General features: G+C 28.6%; 19 protein-coding genes and 4 tRNA genes. 1 reads left to right on the top strand and 22 read right to left on the bottom strand.

Annotation, left to right across the window (positions count from 1 at the left end):
• Positions 1-3: 3 nt before the first annotated feature.
• The 14 genes from ACMX2D_RS04650 to ACMX2D_RS04585 form a co-directional block, all read right to left on the bottom strand.
• Positions 4-690 carry an aspartate/glutamate racemase family protein gene (locus ACMX2D_RS04650; RefSeq protein WP_414972894.1) on the bottom strand — a complete coding sequence of 229 codons (687 nt, stop codon included), beginning with the start codon at positions 688-690 and terminating at the stop codon, positions 4-6.
• Positions 690-1880: a carboxylate--amine ligase gene (locus ACMX2D_RS04645; protein ID WP_414972892.1), complete on the bottom strand. Its 1191-nt coding sequence runs from the start codon at positions 1878-1880 to the stop codon at positions 690-692. Before ACMX2D_RS04645 ends, ACMX2D_RS04650 begins: the two co-directional genes overlap by 1 nt.
• A gap of 11 nt (positions 1881-1891) precedes the next feature.
• Positions 1892-3715 (bottom strand): asparagine synthase (glutamine-hydrolyzing), encoded by a 1824-nt coding sequence (gene asnB / locus ACMX2D_RS04640; RefSeq protein ID WP_414972890.1) that lies wholly within the window; start codon positions 3713-3715, stop codon positions 1892-1894.
• 95 nt (positions 3716-3810) lie between these two features.
• Positions 3811-5298, bottom strand: a complete 1488-nt coding sequence (locus ACMX2D_RS04635) for a UDP-N-acetylmuramoyl-L-alanyl-D-glutamate--2,6-diaminopimelate ligase (protein ID WP_414972888.1) — start codon at positions 5296-5298, stop codon at positions 3811-3813.
• Between the two features lie 109 nt (positions 5299-5407).
• Positions 5408-5481: transfer RNA gene (locus ACMX2D_RS04630), tRNA-Cys, on the bottom strand.
• A gap of 9 nt (positions 5482-5490) precedes the next feature.
• Positions 5491-5565, bottom strand: a tRNA-Gly gene (locus tag ACMX2D_RS04625).
• A gap of 3 nt (positions 5566-5568) precedes the next feature.
• Positions 5569-5644: transfer RNA gene (locus tag ACMX2D_RS04620), tRNA-Phe, on the bottom strand.
• A 507-nt stretch (positions 5645-6151) separates the two neighbouring features.
• Positions 6152-6227, bottom strand: a tRNA-Lys gene (locus tag ACMX2D_RS04615).
• Positions 6228-6360: 133 nt separating this feature from the next.
• A complete protein-coding gene (gene mobB, locus ACMX2D_RS04610; RefSeq protein ID WP_414972887.1) occupies positions 6361-6852 on the bottom strand; it encodes a molybdopterin-guanine dinucleotide biosynthesis protein B in 492 nt (163 codons plus the stop codon).
• Entirely contained in the window at positions 6842-8071 is a 1230-nt protein-coding gene (locus ACMX2D_RS04605; RefSeq protein ID WP_414972886.1) for a molybdopterin molybdotransferase MoeA, read from the bottom strand. The genes mobB and ACMX2D_RS04605 overlap by 11 nt, the downstream gene beginning before the upstream one ends.
• Positions 8061-8633, bottom strand: coding sequence for an AI-2E family transporter (locus tag ACMX2D_RS04600; protein ID WP_414972885.1), 573 nt, complete (start codon positions 8631-8633; stop codon positions 8061-8063). Before ACMX2D_RS04600 ends, ACMX2D_RS04605 begins: the two co-directional genes overlap by 11 nt.
• 13 nt (positions 8634-8646) lie before the next feature.
• Positions 8647-9912 (bottom strand): glucose-6-phosphate isomerase, encoded by a 1266-nt coding sequence (locus ACMX2D_RS04595; RefSeq protein ID WP_414972883.1) that lies wholly within the window; start codon positions 9910-9912, stop codon positions 8647-8649.
• Complete coding sequence (locus ACMX2D_RS04590) at positions 9912-11021, bottom strand: SpoIIE family protein phosphatase (RefSeq protein ID WP_255261733.1); 1110 nt, start codon at positions 11019-11021, stop codon at positions 9912-9914. Before ACMX2D_RS04590 ends, ACMX2D_RS04595 begins: the two co-directional genes overlap by 1 nt.
• Positions 11022-11041: 20 nt before the next feature.
• Complete coding sequence (locus ACMX2D_RS04585; protein WP_414972881.1) at positions 11042-12175, bottom strand: THUMP domain-containing class I SAM-dependent RNA methyltransferase; 1134 nt, start codon at positions 12173-12175, stop codon at positions 11042-11044.
• Between the two features lie 168 nt (positions 12176-12343).
• On the opposite strand from ACMX2D_RS04585, the gene ACMX2D_RS04580 reads away from it, so the two are divergent.
• Positions 12344-12907, top strand: coding sequence for an ECF transporter S component (locus tag ACMX2D_RS04580; RefSeq protein WP_414971233.1), 564 nt, complete (start codon positions 12344-12346; stop codon positions 12905-12907).
• Between the two features lie 86 nt (positions 12908-12993).
• Here the strand turns inward: ACMX2D_RS04580 and ACMX2D_RS04575 are convergent, their stop codons facing one another.
• The 8 genes from ACMX2D_RS04575 to ACMX2D_RS04540 all read right to left on the bottom strand — a co-directional run.
• A complete protein-coding gene (locus tag ACMX2D_RS04575; RefSeq protein ID WP_083814294.1) occupies positions 12994-13233 on the bottom strand; it encodes a Veg family protein in 240 nt (79 codons plus the stop codon).
• 128 nt (positions 13234-13361) lie between these two features.
• Complete coding sequence (locus ACMX2D_RS04570; RefSeq protein WP_414971231.1) at positions 13362-13490, bottom strand: LPXTG cell wall anchor domain-containing protein; 129 nt, start codon at positions 13488-13490, stop codon at positions 13362-13364.
• A 12-nt stretch (positions 13491-13502) separates the two neighbouring features.
• Complete coding sequence (locus tag ACMX2D_RS04565; RefSeq protein WP_414972880.1) at positions 13503-14309, bottom strand: hypothetical protein; 807 nt, start codon at positions 14307-14309, stop codon at positions 13503-13505.
• 3 nt (positions 14310-14312) lie between these two features.
• Positions 14313-14585 carry a cyclic-di-AMP receptor gene (locus ACMX2D_RS04560; protein WP_009448816.1) on the bottom strand — a complete coding sequence of 91 codons (273 nt, stop codon included), beginning with the start codon at positions 14583-14585 and terminating at the stop codon, positions 14313-14315.
• An 8-nt stretch (positions 14586-14593) separates the two neighbouring features.
• Positions 14594-14920, bottom strand: a complete 327-nt coding sequence (locus ACMX2D_RS04555) for a cyclic-di-AMP receptor (RefSeq protein ID WP_009448942.1) — start codon at positions 14918-14920, stop codon at positions 14594-14596.
• Complete coding sequence (gene tmk, locus ACMX2D_RS04550; protein WP_009449095.1) at positions 14917-15546, bottom strand: dTMP kinase; 630 nt, start codon at positions 15544-15546, stop codon at positions 14917-14919. Before tmk ends, ACMX2D_RS04555 begins: the two co-directional genes overlap by 4 nt.
• An 11-nt stretch (positions 15547-15557) precedes the next feature.
• Positions 15558-15875 carry a pro-sigmaK processing inhibitor BofA family protein gene (locus ACMX2D_RS04545; protein ID WP_414972879.1) on the bottom strand — a complete coding sequence of 106 codons (318 nt, stop codon included), beginning with the start codon at positions 15873-15875 and terminating at the stop codon, positions 15558-15560.
• 550 nt (positions 15876-16425) lie between these two features.
• A partial coding sequence (locus tag ACMX2D_RS04540; protein ID WP_414972877.1) for a SpaA isopeptide-forming pilin-related protein occupies positions 16426-18287 on the bottom strand: 1862 nt, incomplete at its 5' end.

The raw sequence follows: 18287 nt of genomic DNA, 5'->3' as shown, positions 1-18287 counted from the left end.
TTTTTATAATTTTTTAATTTTCGCTCCGCTGTATTCAATACTCTTATTTACAAGTACATCCAAAGCGTCAATGGTATTTATATTTTTAGAAATATCCAAAAGACTAAGTTCTGTACAAGCTATTATTCCAATAGTTTCATCATCACAATATTTATTTAGAATTTCAATAAAGTCTTTATTCTCTAAATTATTTGTCTCCTTAATCTTGTAAATAATATCCATAACGGAATTTTTATCGTCTAAAGTAATTTCCTTTACCTTTATTCCATTTTTTTCTGCATATTTATTGTAAACTTTTGAATTAAGAGTTCCAAGAGTTCCAAAAACTGCTATATTTTCTATACCTTTTCTTTTGATTTCTAATATAGTTTCTTCAATCATATTAATAATTTTTAAGTTTGTAAAGTTTTTAAATTCATCATAAAAATAATGACTTGTATTACAAGGAATAGCAACTACATCTACACCAATTTTATCCAAAATTTCTAAATCCTTTTTTATTTCATTTAAAAAATCAGTATCTTTTTTTTCTATGATACATTTTGTTCTGTCAGGCATACTTGAATGATTTAAAACTATTAAATCAATATGTTCATTATCATTATGTGCCTCAGTATTTAAAACAACTTTATCATAGAACTTAACAGTTGCTAAAGGTCCCATACCTCCGATAACTCCTAATTTATACACTATTTCCTCCTAAATATTTTTCTAAAAACTTTTCCCAATAGAATTTTATTAAAGAAAAACCAAGGTTTTAAATCATCAGTAGCAAAAATTGCAGGAGCCCATTTGCTTGAAAATGAAACCTTTAAAGATTTCAAAATTCCAACTTGTTTTGTTTTCTTATAACGCCAAATTGCAACCATATCTTCAAAACCATAAATAAAAGCATAATTTGTATCGTAATCAACATACTTACAATCACTTTCTTTTAAATTTCCAGTTAAATCAAGATATGCAATATAAGGCATATTTATTCCAACTTTATAAATCAAATTATTAAAATTAGTAGTCCTTGCATTTATTTCTATCAGATAGATTTCTCCCGTTTTTTCATGTCTTTTATATTCTATTTCACCAAAACCTCGATATCCTATATTTTCTAGGAAAGGCTTTGACATATCAATTAATTTTTGATTGTATTTTTGAATTGTAAAACAAGATGCCCCAAAATTTATTGGCCATTGTCTTTGCTTTTGAGCAGTCATATAATGAGTAGTCTTTCCACTTCTATCAATGTAATAATCATAAGTCAACATACAATCGTCAAAACCCGGAACAATTTCTTGAATAAATATTTCAATATTATTGTCTTTTGCTTTTTTTATTCCATTTTCCATTTCTTCAACATTATTACAGATAAAAACTTTATTTCTAAAAATCTTAGTAAATTCTACAGTATCAACAGGCTTTATGATACATGGAAATCCAACTTCATTTTTTACTTTTTCAACCAAATTTTCATCATTTGCATTAATTGTTGCCGGAATTTTAACTCCATTTTCTTTTGCAATATCATATAAAGTCCATTTATCCAATAATTTTGAATTAAGTCCTTTAGCTTGACTGATTAAATAATATTTTTCCAATTCGTCATAATATTCATCTATAAATTCAACATATTTATCATGTGTTGGGAGTAAAACAGGTTTTTTTTCTTGTTTTTTTCCATATTCTATCAATCCTACAAAAGCCTCTTCTCCAAATTTATTCAAATTATCAATTTTTAAAAATTCAGATATATATTTTGACTTTGCTCCATAGGAATTATCAAAGTCATAATCACAAGCTACAACATGAATTCCTTCACGTCCTAAACATCTTATTATGCTAAGTCCTATATAGTAATTACAACCTAAAACAACAGCTTTGTTCATTCTTTTACCTCTTAATTAAAATATTGTTCATACCATTTTAAAAATGTATAAATAGTATAAATTTTACGACCATTATTGTTTTTATTATTAAAGTGATCGTCAAGAAGTGAATTGATTTTTTCCAAATCAAAAAATTCACCTACAAAATTCTTATTGAAAGTTTCTTTAACAATATTATAATATTTTTCTTCCTTAATCCATAAAACAAAAGGAACAACAAAACCTAACTTTCTTCTCTTCGCCCAATCTTCCGGTAATTTATTTAAAGCGGCTTTTCTAAAAGCATATTTTGTTATTTCATTATGAACTTTATGTCTTACAGGAATTGTTCTTGCAAGTTCCCACATCTTTTTATCTAAAAGTGGAACTCTAAGCTCAATAGAATTTGCCATAGTCATCTTATCTGCTTTAAGCAAAATATCGTCAACTATCCACATTTTCATATCAAGATATAATCTCTTAGATACATCATCCATATCTTTAACTTCATCATAATATTTTTTAGTTAAATCTCTTGAAGTTTCAGAATTTTGATATCTTTCCTTTAAAATCGAATTGGCTTGTTCATCAGACATTATTTCTGCAGGTCCAATATATCTATCTTCAACCTTTTGACCATATTTCATTATAATTGTCTTTCCGCTAAAATGCTTTTTATCCTTATATTTATTATATAACTTATTTCTTAAACTAAATGGTAATTTTTTATAAATTCTTTGTGGAAGAGCTTCTGCATATTCATTATATCCGGCAAATAATTCATCTGCTCCTTCTCCTGATAAAACCACCTTAACTTGTTCTGAAGCAAGTTTTGACAAGAAATATAGAGCAACAGAAGAAAGATTTGCATGTGGCTCATCTGAATAATATTGCACTTTATTTATTCCGTCAAAAAATTCATCAGGAGTAATTATTTTAGAAAAATTTTCTATTCCAAGTTTATCAGAAAGCTCTTTTGCATAAACTGTTTCATCAAATCCTTTATTATCAAAACCTACAGAAAAAGTTTTATTTGGCATTGCTGTTGCAACAACATAACTTGAGTCAACACCGCCTGACAAGAAAGAGCCAACTTCAACATCACTAATCTTGTGATACTTAACTGATTCTTCAACTTCTTTTTCTATCTTACTTACAGCTTCATCGAAAGTCATTTCCTTGTAATCAAGAGTTAAATTGTAATAGCTCTTTATTTCAAGTTTTCCATTTTCAAAGATATAATAATGTCCGGGTCTAAGTTTCTTTACACCTTTGAAAAATGTTTCTTCTAAAGGATTGTATTGAAATACTAAATAATGCTTTAATGCTTTTTCATTTACTTCTTTTTTAAACTTTGGATATTTCAAAAATGACTTAACTTCTGAACCGAAAACAAAGTCTCCATCAATCATTGTATAGTAATATGGTTTTATTCCAAAATGATCTCTTGCACCAAAAAGTTTTTCTTTCTTACTATCCCAAATAGCAAAAGCGAACATTCCTCTCAATTTAGACAAAATGCATTCTTCACCATATTCTTCATATCCATGTAAAATAACTTCCGTATCAGTATTTGTTTTGAATTTATATCCTTTTTCTAACAAATCATCTTTTATTTCTTGGTAATTATAGATTTCTCCATTAAAAATTATAGCCACATCATTATTTTCATTTAAAATCGGTTGTGAACCTTCATTCAAATCAATTATACTTAATCTTCTAAAACCAAAATTAATTCCATTGTCAAAATAATATCCGTCACTATCCGGACCGCGATGAATTATTTCATTATTCATCTCTTTTATTACATTTTCATCTTTTACATCTTTACTGTAAAATCCTACAAATCCACACATAATTTCTCCTTAAAATTCGTTAAAAGAATTAACAACTGAATCATTTAATTATCAAATCATTTCTAATATACAAACTAATTTAATTATATCATATACTAAAATTTATTTCTATTCTTTAAAATTTCTTTAACAGTTTCTATCTCGCTATATGGAAAATATTCATCTCCTATAACTTGATAAGGCTCTGCACCCTTTCCCGCAAGTAATACAATATCATTTTCTCTTCCAATTTCAAAAGCATATTCTATTGCCTTTTTTCTATCTTCAACAACTGTATAATTGTTTTTATCACAATTAGAAACTAACTCACTTACTATCTTGCTAATAGACTCATGTCTTGGATTATCTGATGTAAAAATAACTTCATCAGAATTTTCCAAAGCAATTTTTCCTAAATCAGGTCTCATGCTGGAATCTCTATTTCCACCGCTATGACCTATCAAAGTAATAATTCTATTGTGAGGAACTTTATTCAAAGTTTCAAGCACATTTGTAAGTCCGTCAGGTGTATGAGCAAAATCAATTATTATTTTAAAATTTTCATTTGATTGAACGATTTCCATTCTACCACTCACACCTGAAAAACTCTTTAGTGCTTCAATAATATCTTGAATAGAAATTCCCTTTACATATCCTGCACAAATTCCTGCTAAAACATTATAGACATTAAAAACTCCAACTAAATTAGTTTCAACTTTATATACTTCGTCTAAAAAATGTAAATCAAATCTCATTTTCCAATCATCAAATGAAATATTATCAGCAAAAAAATCAGCATTCTTATCATTTATTCCATAAGTAATAATTTCTGATGGAATATGTTCAGCATATTTTTTTGAATATTCGTCATCACTATTTAAAATAGCTGTTTTTAACTTTCCATTCTTTAAATTATGTCCTAATTGTGTAAATAAAAGCTCCTTTGTATTCGCATAATTTTCCATTGTCTTATGTAATTCCAAATGTTCATGAGACAAATTTGTAAAAATTGCACAGTCAAAATCACAACCTAAAACTCTATCCAAAGCTAATGCATGAGATGAAACTTCCATTACACAACATTTACAATTTTCAACTACCATTTCATTTAAAAATCCTTGCAAATCTACAGAAATAGGAGTTGTATTTTTTGTAGGAATTATTCTATTTCCTATTTTGTGATGTATTGTTCCTATTAGACCTGTTTTCATATTACAAGTTTCAAAAATGTGATTAATTAAATAACTTGTAGTTGTCTTTCCGTTAGTTCCTGTTATCCCAACCATAAATAATTTTTCACTTGGATATTTATACAACACATTGGCTAGAAGTCCCATAACTTTTAATGTATCTTTAACATAAACAACGGGAATATCTCCTGACTTGTCAGATACATCTTTTGACGCTATTAATAATTTAGCACCATTTTTTACAGCACTTTCAACAAACGAATGTCCATCTACAGTATTACCTTCTATGCAAATAAAAGCGGTATTTTCTTTTATATTTCTATTATCTTGTGAAATATAGTCTATATTTATATTTTCAATATTTCCATAAATTTTTTTTACCTTTATAAAAGATAACAATTCATTAGCTAACATATCTAACTCCTATCTATAAAATATAGTATTCAAAAAACATATAAAATTTTTAAAATACTCACACTTTCTAATAATTTTATATAAACAAAAAAGGTCTCATAAGAGACCTTGGAGGCGACATCCAGATTTGAACTGGAGATGAAGGTGTTGCAGACCTCTGCCTTACCACTTGGCTATGTCGCCAAATTGAAATGGAGCGGAAGACGAGATTCGAACTCGCGACCCTCGCCTTGGCAAGGCGATGCTCTACCACTGAGCCACTCCCGCAAATGGTGCCCAGAGGCGGAATCGAACCACCGACACGAGGATTTTCAGTCCTCTGCTCTACCGACTGAGCTATCTGGGCATATAATATTCAATTTTTTTAAAACTTTTAGAGTTTTTATACTTTTTTTATTTCAATTCTTAGATAGCTCATTCTCTCGTGCTTCGCACTAAACTAAGGCATTGCCTAAAAACAACTTCGTTGTTTTTGCCACTTCCTTATACCGACTTTCACTATCCGGGCATATAATATTCAATTTTTTTAGAATTTTTTGAATTTCTGTACTTACTTTTGTTTTTCTTTTAGATAGCTCATTCTCTCGTGCTTCGCACTAGACTAAGATATTGCCTAAAAACAACTTCGTTGTTTTTGCCACTCTCTTATACCGACTTTCACTATCTGGGCATAATATTAAATTTTTTCGAATTTTTTATATTATATATACTTACTTTTTTCAATTTTTAGATAGCTCATTCTCTCGTGCTTTGCACTAAACTAAGGCATTGCCTAAAAACAACTTCGTTGTTTTTGCCACTTCCTTATACCGACTTTCGCTATCCGGGCATATAATATAACCTAAAAATTAATTGGTGCACCTTCAGGGGCTCGAACCCTGGACACCCTGATTAAGAGTCAGGTGCTCTACCAGCTGAGCTAAAGGTGCATATTCAGTACCTAAATAGTATAAAGCATTTGTTTTAATTTGTCAAGTCTTTTATTGTACTTTTTTAAAATGAACTTGAAAAATTTTATAAAATCTACTTTACATAAAAAAATTGAGATGTCAGACATCTCAATTAAATATTAAAATATTTTTTTATTCTTTTTGCAATTTTTTCGTAATCATTAGGTTTAAATTGCTCTATATCAAAATTATGTTCTATATCCGAAACAATTGCTACAAGTTTTTCTTTTTCAGAAATTATTTTTGTTGAATATCCCGTTCTATAAATTTCAATTCTATCTAAGTTTTCCCATTTATATCCTTCAACTAAAATAAAATCATATTCAGTCATTGTTTTTAGAACATCATCTAATGATTTTTCATAATTTAAGTTTTCAACTGTTATTACTCTATTAGGACTTACCATTTTTACACAACTAGCTCCAGACTGTGAGAATATATAACTATCTTTACCCTCTCTGTCAAAATCAAATTCTTTGTGATGATGTTTTACAACTCCTACTTTTAATCCTTCTTTAGAAAATATTTTCAACAAGTTTTTTATCAAAGTTGTCTTTCCAACATTAGAACATTCTCCAACTATGGAAATTGCCCTATTTTTCATATAAAAACTCCGTTTCAATAATTTCTCCCTTAGATATTTCAGTTTGACTTGGAACAATAACTATGGAATTTTTTGAAACCATTGTAGATAAAACGCCGGATTCCTGTCTTTCTTCAATTTCTGTAAAGAATTTTCCGCCTTTGTAGAAAGTATTTGCTCTTAAAATTCTATTTACTTTCGCCTTATTATTAAATCCGTTAATTAATTCACTTTTAACTTTAAGCATATCAATATTTCTATTTTGTAATTTCAAAATTACAGGTCTAACATAAAGATAGAAATTCATAAATGATGCGGCAGGATTTCCGGATAATGCAAATATGAATTTTCCTTCATATTCTCCGAAGAAAACATGTCCACCCGGTTTTGCCATAACTCTTGTAAAGATTGTTTTAACCCCTATTTTATCTAATGCAGTTAAAACAAAATCACTATCTCCTACAGAAATTCCACCTGTAGAAATAACTATATCACTATTTCTTATAGCTTTTTTATACATATCAACCAAAGTATCCAAATCGTCATTAACTTTCCCATATTGAATAACTTCTGCATTATAGACTTTTGCAAGTTGCTCTATCGTATAACTGTTACTATTTCTTATCTTTCCGTCTTCCATTTCGTCAGTAACATCAAGCAATTCACTTCCTGTAGCAAACACACTTACTGTAGGAGCTTTATAAACTTTAATAAAGGGAATTCCAAGACTGGCTAAAACACCGATTTCTGCAGGAGTTAGAAATGTACCTTTTTTAATTATTACATCACCTTTTCTTACGTCTTCACCAAGTCCGATTATATTTTTATTTTTACCAATTGGAGAAAAAATTTTAACTTCTTTTTCGTTAAATTCAGTATCTTCATACCTTACTATGCAATTTGCTCCGGTTGGAACTTTTGCTCCTGTCATCAATCTAACAGCCTGTCCTTTAGAAACTGACTTTTCAGAAACATCCCCTGCCATTATAACATCAATAACTTCCAATGTAATAGGATTATCTTTACTTGCATTTACAACATCCTCTTCTCTAAAAGCATATCCATCCAATGGTGATTTGGCAAAATTAGGTATATTAACTTTTGAAATTATATCCTCAGCAATAACTTTTCCTAAAGAATCATTAAAATATAAATTTTCAAATTTTTCTTCTACATTAATTTCTTCAGCCAGTTTTCTAGCTTCTTTTAATTCAATTGGTGAAAAATTATTAATTATCATGTTCATCTCCTACATTTTCATAATCATATTTTTTTCTAAGTTCTCTTTCTCTAAGTCTTTTTTCTTTTCTTTCTCTTATTTTTCTTTTTTGGTCAAAAGAATAAATATCGTTAAGATTTATTAAAGTATTTAGAATAAATATGATAATAGTAATTACAGAAAGCCACTTATTTCCACCTATAATTTTGAAAATAAGTGCTAAAAATATTATAATTCCAATTCTAAAATTAACTTTTCTTCCTAATAATATTGGCTCTAAAACCAATCTTACACTCAATATTGTAAGATATAATATTGCTAAATTAGATGAAATTACTTCTTCATGTTTAACCAGATTAATTAAAATCTGATAAGATAGATAAAGTCCATTTCCTATTATTGGAACAGCTTCTAAAACACCCATAATTAATCCGGCTTTAAATTTTCCCGGATAATTCATAAGGTAAACAGCAACTAATGAAGTAAGTAATGCCAATAAAATCAGTATCCCTTGAACTTGTAAATAATCTTTAAAAGTTTTTTTGCCTTTTCTTAACATAGCTTTTATATAGTTTATATACATCTTCATTCCTCCTTTACATTTTTTCTAATAATTGATACATATTTTTTTTATAATTATCAACTCCTGGTTGATCAAAAGGATTGACCTCCAACATATAAGCAGAAATTGCACAAGACATTTCAAAAAAGTAAATCAACTTTCCAATATTATAAGCATCAAGTTTTGGAACTTTAATTCTAATCGTTGGAACATCTCCATCCGTATGTGCCTTTCTTGTCGCCGTAACAGCAACTTTATTTATATCATTTAGCGATTTTTTTGCCAAATAATTTAATTTGTCAAAATCCTCTTCTGAAAAAGGAATAATAATATCATTTTTTAAGTTTTCAACCTCAATTATAGTTTCAAAGGTTATTTTATTTCCGTCTTGAATCATTTGCCCGAAAGAATGTAAATCTCTTGTGAAAATAGCACTTTCTACATAAAGTCCTTTTCCATTTTTCCCCTCACTCTCCGCAAATAATTGTTTCCACCATTCTTGAAGATAGGAAAGTTTAAATTCATGAGCGACTAAATATTCTATTTCCTTTTTTTTATATCTAAACATTACATTTCTGATAATTGCATATTTTAAAGAAATATTATCCAAGCTTTTTTTAGTATATTCTTCTAAACCGTCATTTGCTCCAAGTAGAATTGCATCAGTATCAATACCTGCACACATAATCGGAAATAGTCCAACTGCTGTTAAAACCGAAAATCTTCCACCTATATCATCCGGTACACAAAAAGTTTCATAACCGACTTTATCACTAAATTCTTTTAACAATCCACACTCTGCATCAGTTGTAACAATAATTCTATCTTTTGCATCTTTTCCATATTTTTCTTCGCATAATTCTTTTAAAACCCTAAAAGCAACAGCAGTTTCAAATGTACTTCCTGATTTTGAAATCACATTTATATAAAAATCTTTATCTTTTATATATTCTACTAATTCACTCAAGTAATCTCCACTTAGATTATTTCCGGCAAATATGATATCTAATCCTTCTTGCTTGAAATAAGGCTTTAATGTCTTTATAATAGCTTTGGAACCGAGAAAACTACCTCCTACTCCAATAACGATAAGAACTTCTGATTTTTTAACTTTTTCAGAAAGTTTTTTCATTCTTGAGTATTCTTCTCTATCATAAACTTCCGGATGAGTTACCCAACCTAAAAATTTATTACCTAATCCATTTTTATTTAAAATATAATCTAATGCCTTAAAAGCCTCTTTTTCATAATTATTAAAGCTTAAATCCTCTGAAAAATCCAGCTCAAAATTATCTGTCATTATAAAACCCTCATACTTAATAATGCAATATCATCTTCTTGAATTCCACATCTAAATTCAGAAACATCTTTAACCAGTTTATCTAAGAGCTCTTCATCAGATAATGAATTTTTATATTTATTTACTACATTAAAAAATCTTTCTTCTCCATATTCTTCTCTATTTTTATTTTTTGTTTCAGTAAGTCCATCTGTATAAAATAAAACACAATCTCCATGACAGAGTTTTGCTTTCCCTACGGAGTATCTACTATCTTGAAATAACCAAGAGATAGGCAAACCGCTTAATTCTAATCTGACATTTTTATCCTTATTAAATAAAATCGGTATAGAATTGTGCCCTGCATTTGAATATTCAAACTCACAAGTTGCTTTATTGTAAATACCTAAAAAAATTGTAAAGTACATTTCTAAATTAAGTTTTGAAAATTCTTTTGATAAAGCTCTTATTATTTCTCTCGGATGTTCAATTTTTCTTCCATGAATTAACATTCTAACAGAAAATTTTATAAACATTGTTACCATACTTGCAGAAATACCATGTCCCATAACATCAGCAATATAAACACATGTTTTATTATTTGGTAATTCAATAACATCAAAAAAATCTCCTGATAATTGATCTGATGATATATATTTATATTCTAAATTTAATCCTTCACTATGACTCAATTTAGACAATAAGGTCTTTTGTATATCTGAAGCTGTCAACATATCATTTTTTATCATCTGTTGATATTTTATTAAATCTTTTTGAAGTCTATTTCCCTCTGTAATATCTCGAAAGACTTCAATACAACCCCAATATTCATTTTTGTCATCAAAAATCGGACTACTCTTTACCAAAAAATCTCTTTCTCCAACTGACAACAATTCAGTTTCAACATCTTCTTTATGTCCAATCGGAGCAACACATTTTAAAGAAGAAAAATTTTTGTCATTTTTATGTATATCCTCATCAGAAAACACACAAAACTTTCCCTCTTCATTTTCTAAAAATTTCTTCATACTGGAATTAGTATAGACAATAAGTCCAGTTTTATCAAAAACTCTGACTAAATCTTCCATAAAATCTACCAGTTCAAAATTACAATGTGTAAATTTATCCATATACATACTGTTTTCTCCTGTTATTTTGGTTTAGGACCGTAAAATTGATAGAAATCAACTTTAATTCTTCCATTAAATAACTTTCTCTTTCTATCAGCTTTCCTTCCATATAGTCTTTCAAAATTTTCCATACTTGTTATCAAATATACAGACCAAGTATCTAATTCTTTAAACTTTTTCCCAAAATCTCTATAAAGCCTTTCAACTTCTTCAATATCTCCCATACGTTCACCATAAGGCGGATTTGTAACTACAACACCATATTCATTATATAAATCAACATCTCTCATATCTTTTATAAAGAATGAAATCTCATCCTCTACACCTAAAATATCGGCATTATCTCTAGCTCTTAAAATCGAACGTCTATCTATATCTGACCCTAAAATTTTTAATTCTCTATCATAATCAATTAATGCTCTTGCTCTATTCTTTTCATTTTTTAAAGCATCTTTATCCAACAAATTCCAATTTTCAAAAGCAAAATTTCTCATAATTCCGGGAGCAATATTTCTGCCTATCATATATGCTTCAATGCAAAGAGTTCCGCTCCCACAAAAAGGATCATAAAAAACTCTGCTCGGATCCCAAAAAGATAGACTAATCATAGCACTCGCCAAAGTTTCCTTAAGCGGAGCATCTCCTGCTCTTTTTCTATATCCTCTTTTATGTAAAGCCTCTCCTGAAGTATCAACAGTAACTGTTGCAATATCCTTTAAAATGGACACTTCTATGTAATACAAAGCATCTGAAGTTTCATCAAACCACTCAACTCCATAAACATTTTTAAGTCTGTCAACAATTGATTTCTTTGTAATCTTTTGGATATCGGACAAACTGAAAAGTTTGGACTTTACACTATTTGCATTTACAGGAAATTTGTCATTTACTGAAATTAATTCTTCCCATTTTATCTTCTTAATTCCTTGATATAAATCTTCAAAACTTAAAACTTTAAATTCATCCATTTTAAGTAAAATTCTCTCTGCACATCTAACCCACAAATTAGCTTTTGCTATATCATTTACATCTGCTAAAAACTCTACTTTCCCATCAGAAACCTTTATATCATCAAAACCAAGTTTTATTATCTCTCTTTTAACAATAGCTTCCAAGCCAAAAGCACAAGTAGCAATTAAAGTTATTTTTTTCATTATATCTCCAGTTATATAAAAATCTACTATGATAAAAACTCATCCATCATTGATATAATTATACCAAATTTGCATAAAAAAAACAAAATAAATTGAAACTTATGGAATTTTTCTGAAATTTTTGTTATAATATACACGACTTTATTATGAAAAACCAAGGAGGAATTTATGAAAAATATTTCAACAAAATCTATAACAAAAATTGGAATATTAAGTGCTATAGTAATTATTTTATCACTTTCTCCTATAGGATTTATTCCGTTGGGACCTGTTAGAATAACTACTGTTCATATACCGATAATTTTAATAGCCTTAATCGAAAAACCTACAGTATCTTTTTTTGTCGGACTAATTTTTGGATTATTTTCTTTTATTCAACATTTATCCGGTATAAGTACATTATCCTTTATGTTTATAAATCCTATGGTGTCAGTTCTTCCAAGAGCATTAATAGGAGTAGGAACATATTATACATTTAATTTCATAAAAAAATATATCAAAAATATATTTAATGTTGTATTTGCAAGTATGATAGGAACAATGATTAATACATTCGGTGTTCTTTCTATGGCTTATATATTTTGTGCAAATCAAATATATGAAGTTTTAAAAATTAATCCTGCAAAATTTTTAGTCGGAGTAGCTATTTCAAACGGAATCCCGGAAATAATAGTATGTTCTGCGTTAGTTCCTATGATTTATAAAAGTTTACAAAAAATTTTAAAATTTTAAATTTTTAAAAAATGAGTGGTTTCATAATCACTCATTTTTATATACAAAAAAGAACCTTGAAAAATCAAAGTTCTAAAAATTCTTTATTAGCTTGCCTTTAAACTTACTTGTGATGTCAAAACATCAAAATAGGAATAAGAACAAGTTCTGGTTTTATGTTCTTCAGTTTCAATCTCAACAGTAAAAAATGATGTAAATACATCTCCAATTACTCCCTTAATCTCAACATATTCTTCTTTACTTCTTCTAATAGTAATCAATACTTTTCTTCCAATGTTGTTGCTCAAAACTCTTTTAATCATAACTAATTTTTCTTTTGTATTCATAACAGCACCGCCTTTTGTATATTTTAACATAAAAAAGAAATAAAGTCAAATTACTAAATTTTGACAAAAAACAAAAAACTGCATATATCTTATAAAAGATATATGCAGTCAAACATATCAATTTAAATTTATTTGTTTTTTTTCTTAAGATATATTATAACCATAATCGCTATTAAACTTAAAAGTCCCACGATTAAAAATAAATTTTTACTGCTATCAACATTCATCAATGGAATAAAATTATTAAATTTTCCCATAAGAACCTCCATCTATCTTAAAATTGCTATAAATATTTTTTCAACTGACAATTGAAAATTCACATTATTATACAAATTTTCTCTAACAATCTCTATAGTTTCTAAAATTTTTACCACTTTATTTTTATCAAAATTAACATTATTCTTAAATATTTTCAAAATATTTTTATCTGAAATGTCTTTTCCGGTCTCTAAAAAAATGTAAAATTCTTTAAAGAAATTATACAATAGTGGTATGAAATCTCTATCTTCTTTCAAGCTAAGTAAATATTCCTTATTTTTAGAATCATAAATAGCTAAAAATTCTCCTTTAAGTGCGAGAGATAAAATTTCTAATAATTTACCATAATCTGAATAATCGAAATTTTCAGAAGAATTCACCTCCGAAATGAATATACATCTACTCCTTATAGTTGATAATAATTTATATCTTGAATCAACTAAAATACAGATTATAACATAGTCAAAAGACTCTTCAAGAGTTTTCAATAGAGCATTGGATGATTCAGCTCTTAAAAACTGACCGCCTTTTATGATGACCAATTTATATTTTGACTCTAAAGGCCTTTTTTGAACGTATTTAATCATATTTCTAATTGAATCGATAGAAATGAAATTTCTTTCACTTTCAACTATCATCAGATCAGGATGTGTTTGTTCTTCAATTTCTCTGGAAATTTTAAAATCTCCTTCCGGATTTAAAACCTTTAAAGTTAATTCTTTAGAAACCTTATCTAAAAAAGTCTCACTTCCCTCAACAATATAGTTTTGAGAAAAATCATAAATATCAATCTTTTCCTTGAAAAGAGTATAATTCATAGATTACATCCTTATTAATTGATTCATATTTAGAACAAACATTACAGTATTGGCAGTTTTATCATCAATTGTTTCTTTATTTTTTGAAATATTTAAAATCATTTCTTTTACTCTATCTACTTTTTCATCTTCAATACCTATTAATATAGTAGTATTTCCTTTTCTGAAAAATCCACCTGTTGAAGATAATTTTGTAGCTCTAACTTTATTTTCTGAAAGTTCAGTTAAAACATCTTGAACTATGTGATCTTGTATAATTGCTATAATAAGTTTCATAATATCACCTACATTCTTACAAAATCTACAACATCTAGAACAAAAATAGTAGCTCCGCCTACTAAAACTTCCATTGGGAAAGGAATATAAGCATCACCCGGCATTGTAACACTTAAAACAGATGTTGTAATTTCTCTTGATTTACAATTTTCTTCAATTACTTTCAAACATTCTTCTAACTTTTCTTCTTCAACCCCAATTAAAAGAGTTGAGTTTCCGGCTCTTAAAAATCCACCTGTTGAAGCAAGATTTGTCATTCTGAAACCTTTTTCAGTTAAATCTTCTTGTAGTGGGTTCAAGTCTTGATCTTGAACTATTGCAATTATCATCTTCATAGCAATTCCTCCAATTTTTCATCTATTATATTTTTTACATTTTCGAAAACTTCATCCATACTTTTAGTGGCATCAACTTTTCTTAAAACTTTATCGTCTTTCATTTGCTCAAGAAGTTCCATATAAGTATCATAAACTCTACTATGGAAATCATCTCCGGAAAGTTCAAGTCTATCGGCATTTTCATTTAAAGACTTCCTCTTTAAAGTTGTCAATGGATCAACATAAAAGAAAATAATCATATCCGGATTAACTCCATCTATAGCAAAATCATTTATCTTTTTTACATTTTCAACTCCAAGTTCTCTACCTCCACCTTGATAAGCAAGCGAACTTAAAACAAATCTATCTGAAATAACAATATTTCCCTTTTCTAAATTCGGTTTTACAAGTTCATCGATATGTTGAGCTCTACTTGCAGAATAAAGCAATGCTTCTGTTCGTGGTGACATATTATCATTGTCATTAGATAAAATAATCTCTCTAATTTTTTCTGATATTTTTGTTCCACCCGGCTCTCTTGTAAAAATTATCTTTTCGTTATCTTTATAGTATTCCTTAATTAAATTTATTATTGAAGTCTTTCCACATCCGTCAGGCCCTTCAAAAGTAATAAATAATCCCATCTTTTAACTCCTTAAAATGAATAAAATAAATATGATAAAATTATTCCTACTATTCCGAAGCTACCTACTAAAAAATAGCTTAAATAGGTAAATGGAACAATAACAATTTTAAAAATTGCTAAAATATATAAAATCACATATCCTATTATGGAGTTCAAAATAATCTTTTTTATAATTTTTAAAGGGAATTTTAATAATTTAAAAAGAATATAAATTAAAACAATTCCAATAATATAAGAAACAATACTATTTTCGAAAAAGAATTTACTTAAACCAGCAAAATCAAGTGATTTTAATGAATCTAAATACATTTTTTCAAATTTTTCCAAAGTATCACTCTCCTATTCTTACTATTATTTTATCACAATGTAAAGATTTTATCAATTAAAACGTACAAAAAACAAATATAATATAAGACAATCTTATTTTTAAAAAAATTCGTTTAAAAATACATTTATTGAGCTTTAATTTTTGATTTTTATATAAGAACCCCACCCTTCCTCGACGCTTCGCATCGGGTGGGTGCCCGGGAACCTTGTTGCTTCGCAATAAGAACTCCACCCTTCCTCGACGCTTCGCATCGGGTGGGTGCCCGGGAACCTTGTTGCTTCGCAATAAGAACTCCACCCTTCCTCGACGCTTCGCATCGGGTGGGTGCCCGGGAACCTTGTTGCTTCGCAATAAGAACTCCACCCTTCCACAATCCTTCGCATCGGGTGGGTACCCGAGAACCTTGTTGTTCCACAATAAAAATAGCAAGCCCTATGACTTGCTGACTTGCTATTTTATGTTACTTTTTGATAAATTATTACTTTTGTGTCTTAATTCTTAACCTATAAGAAATGTCATCTTTAAATCAAATTTTATATATTTGTATCTTTACTTTTGATTTCTTTTTTTCAAGAATAACATTATTCCACCTGATATAACTAAAATTCCTGAATAGATTGACGGATTTGTTTCAATTCCCGTTTTAGCTAATTTAGTTTTTTTAGATTTTTCAGAAGGCGTTGAAGGTGGTAAAGCTGGACTTTCTGTATTAACTACTTTTATTCCATCTTTCATATTTCCTAAATAACTTACCTTAAACAACTTGTCTTCCAACTTAATTGAATTATTATCTTCTCCAACTTCCTTAACTGTATATTCATAAGATTTTGAATTTTCTATTGATTCATATACTTTTAAGTTTTTGAATTCTCCTATCCAATTGTTTTCTTTATTCAATTCAAGCTTTTGTCCTGTCGCTTCCCCATCTCTGTATAATTCAACTTCGATTTTATCTACAGGTGCTGTAATTTCATTTCCATTTGTTCCCAACCACTCTTTTGTTACTTTTAGATTTCTTGTTGGCGGTATCATTGGTGTCCACGGATTTTCAGGTTTTGATGCTTCTTCCTTATCTGTTACTGTTAATTTATTTCCGTTTGCTTTTACTTCGTTTCCATTTGCATTCTTAATCGTAACTTTTCCTTGTTCATCTACTTCAAAGATAATATCCGTAACTTTTAAATATCCGTTAGGAGCTACTTCTTCATGGAATGTATATGTTCCGGCTTTCAACTTAAATGTTTCACTTTGATTTTCTTTAGATATCCATTCCTTTACTAATTGTCCTTGTTCATCTTTTATTTGAATTTTCGCTCCCGCTATTTCTTTGCCTGCTATATTTACCTTGCTGAAAACCACTTCATTTTCAACTTCTTCTTTAGGTAAAATTCTAAATGTCTGTGATTTATCATTCGGATCTTCATGTGTTAATTCTTGTTTCTTATCCGGTTTTCCGTCTCCATCTGTATCTATTACATTTTCCATTGAAACTACCGTTTCAAAAACCACATAAGATTTTCCGGCTTCTAAATTAAGTTTTCCAAAATTTAATGTCCATTCACCTTTTCCTGTTGTATCCGCTTTTAAATCATCACCACTATTAACTACAGAAACCGGATGTCCCGGATTAACAAGTTCTCCATCTTTTACTTCATAAATTTTGCCTATCACATCATATTTTTCGTTTGGATAAAGTCCTTTATATGTTATCTTGTCTGAAACTTCAACTCCACCTTCAATATCCTTTGCTTTTAATGTTGCAATTTCATTTTCATTTGAAGTCTTTTCACCTGCTGTCACCGTTGTCTTTATTTCTCCAACTGGTTGATCTTTTGCTTTATCTGTTACTGTTAATTTATTTCCGTTTGCTTTTACTTCGTTTCCATTTGCATTCTTAACCGTAACTTTTCCTTGTTCATCTACTTCAAAGGTAATATCCGTAACTTTTAAATATCCGTTAGGAGCCGCTTCTTCATGGAATGTATATGTTCCGGCTTTCAACTTAAATGTTTCACTTTGATTTTCTTTAGATATCCATTCCTTTACTAATTGTCCTTGTTCATCTTTTATTTGAATTTTCGCTCCCGCTATTTCTTTGCCTGCTATATTTACCTTGCTGAAAACCACTTCATTTTCAACTTCTTCTTTAGGTAAAATTCTAAATGTCTGTGATTTATCATTCGGATCTTCATGTGTTAATTCTTGTTTCTTATCCGGTTTTCCGTCTCCATCTGTATCTATTACATTTTCCATTGAAACTACCGTTTCAAAAACCACATAAGATTTTCCGGCTTCTAAATTAAGTTTTCCAAAATTTAATGTCCATTCACCTTTTCCTGTTGTATCCGCTTTTAAATCATCACCACTATTAACTACAGAAACCGGATGTCCCGGATTAACAAGTTCTCCAT

Origin of the sequence: Parvimonas oralis, from assembly GCF_047608425.1 — a bacterium.
Classification (GTDB): Bacteria; Bacillota; Clostridia; order Tissierellales; family Peptoniphilaceae; genus Parvimonas.
Note: the sequence above shows the minus strand (reverse complement) of the source record. Positions and strands in the feature narration are given on the sequence as shown.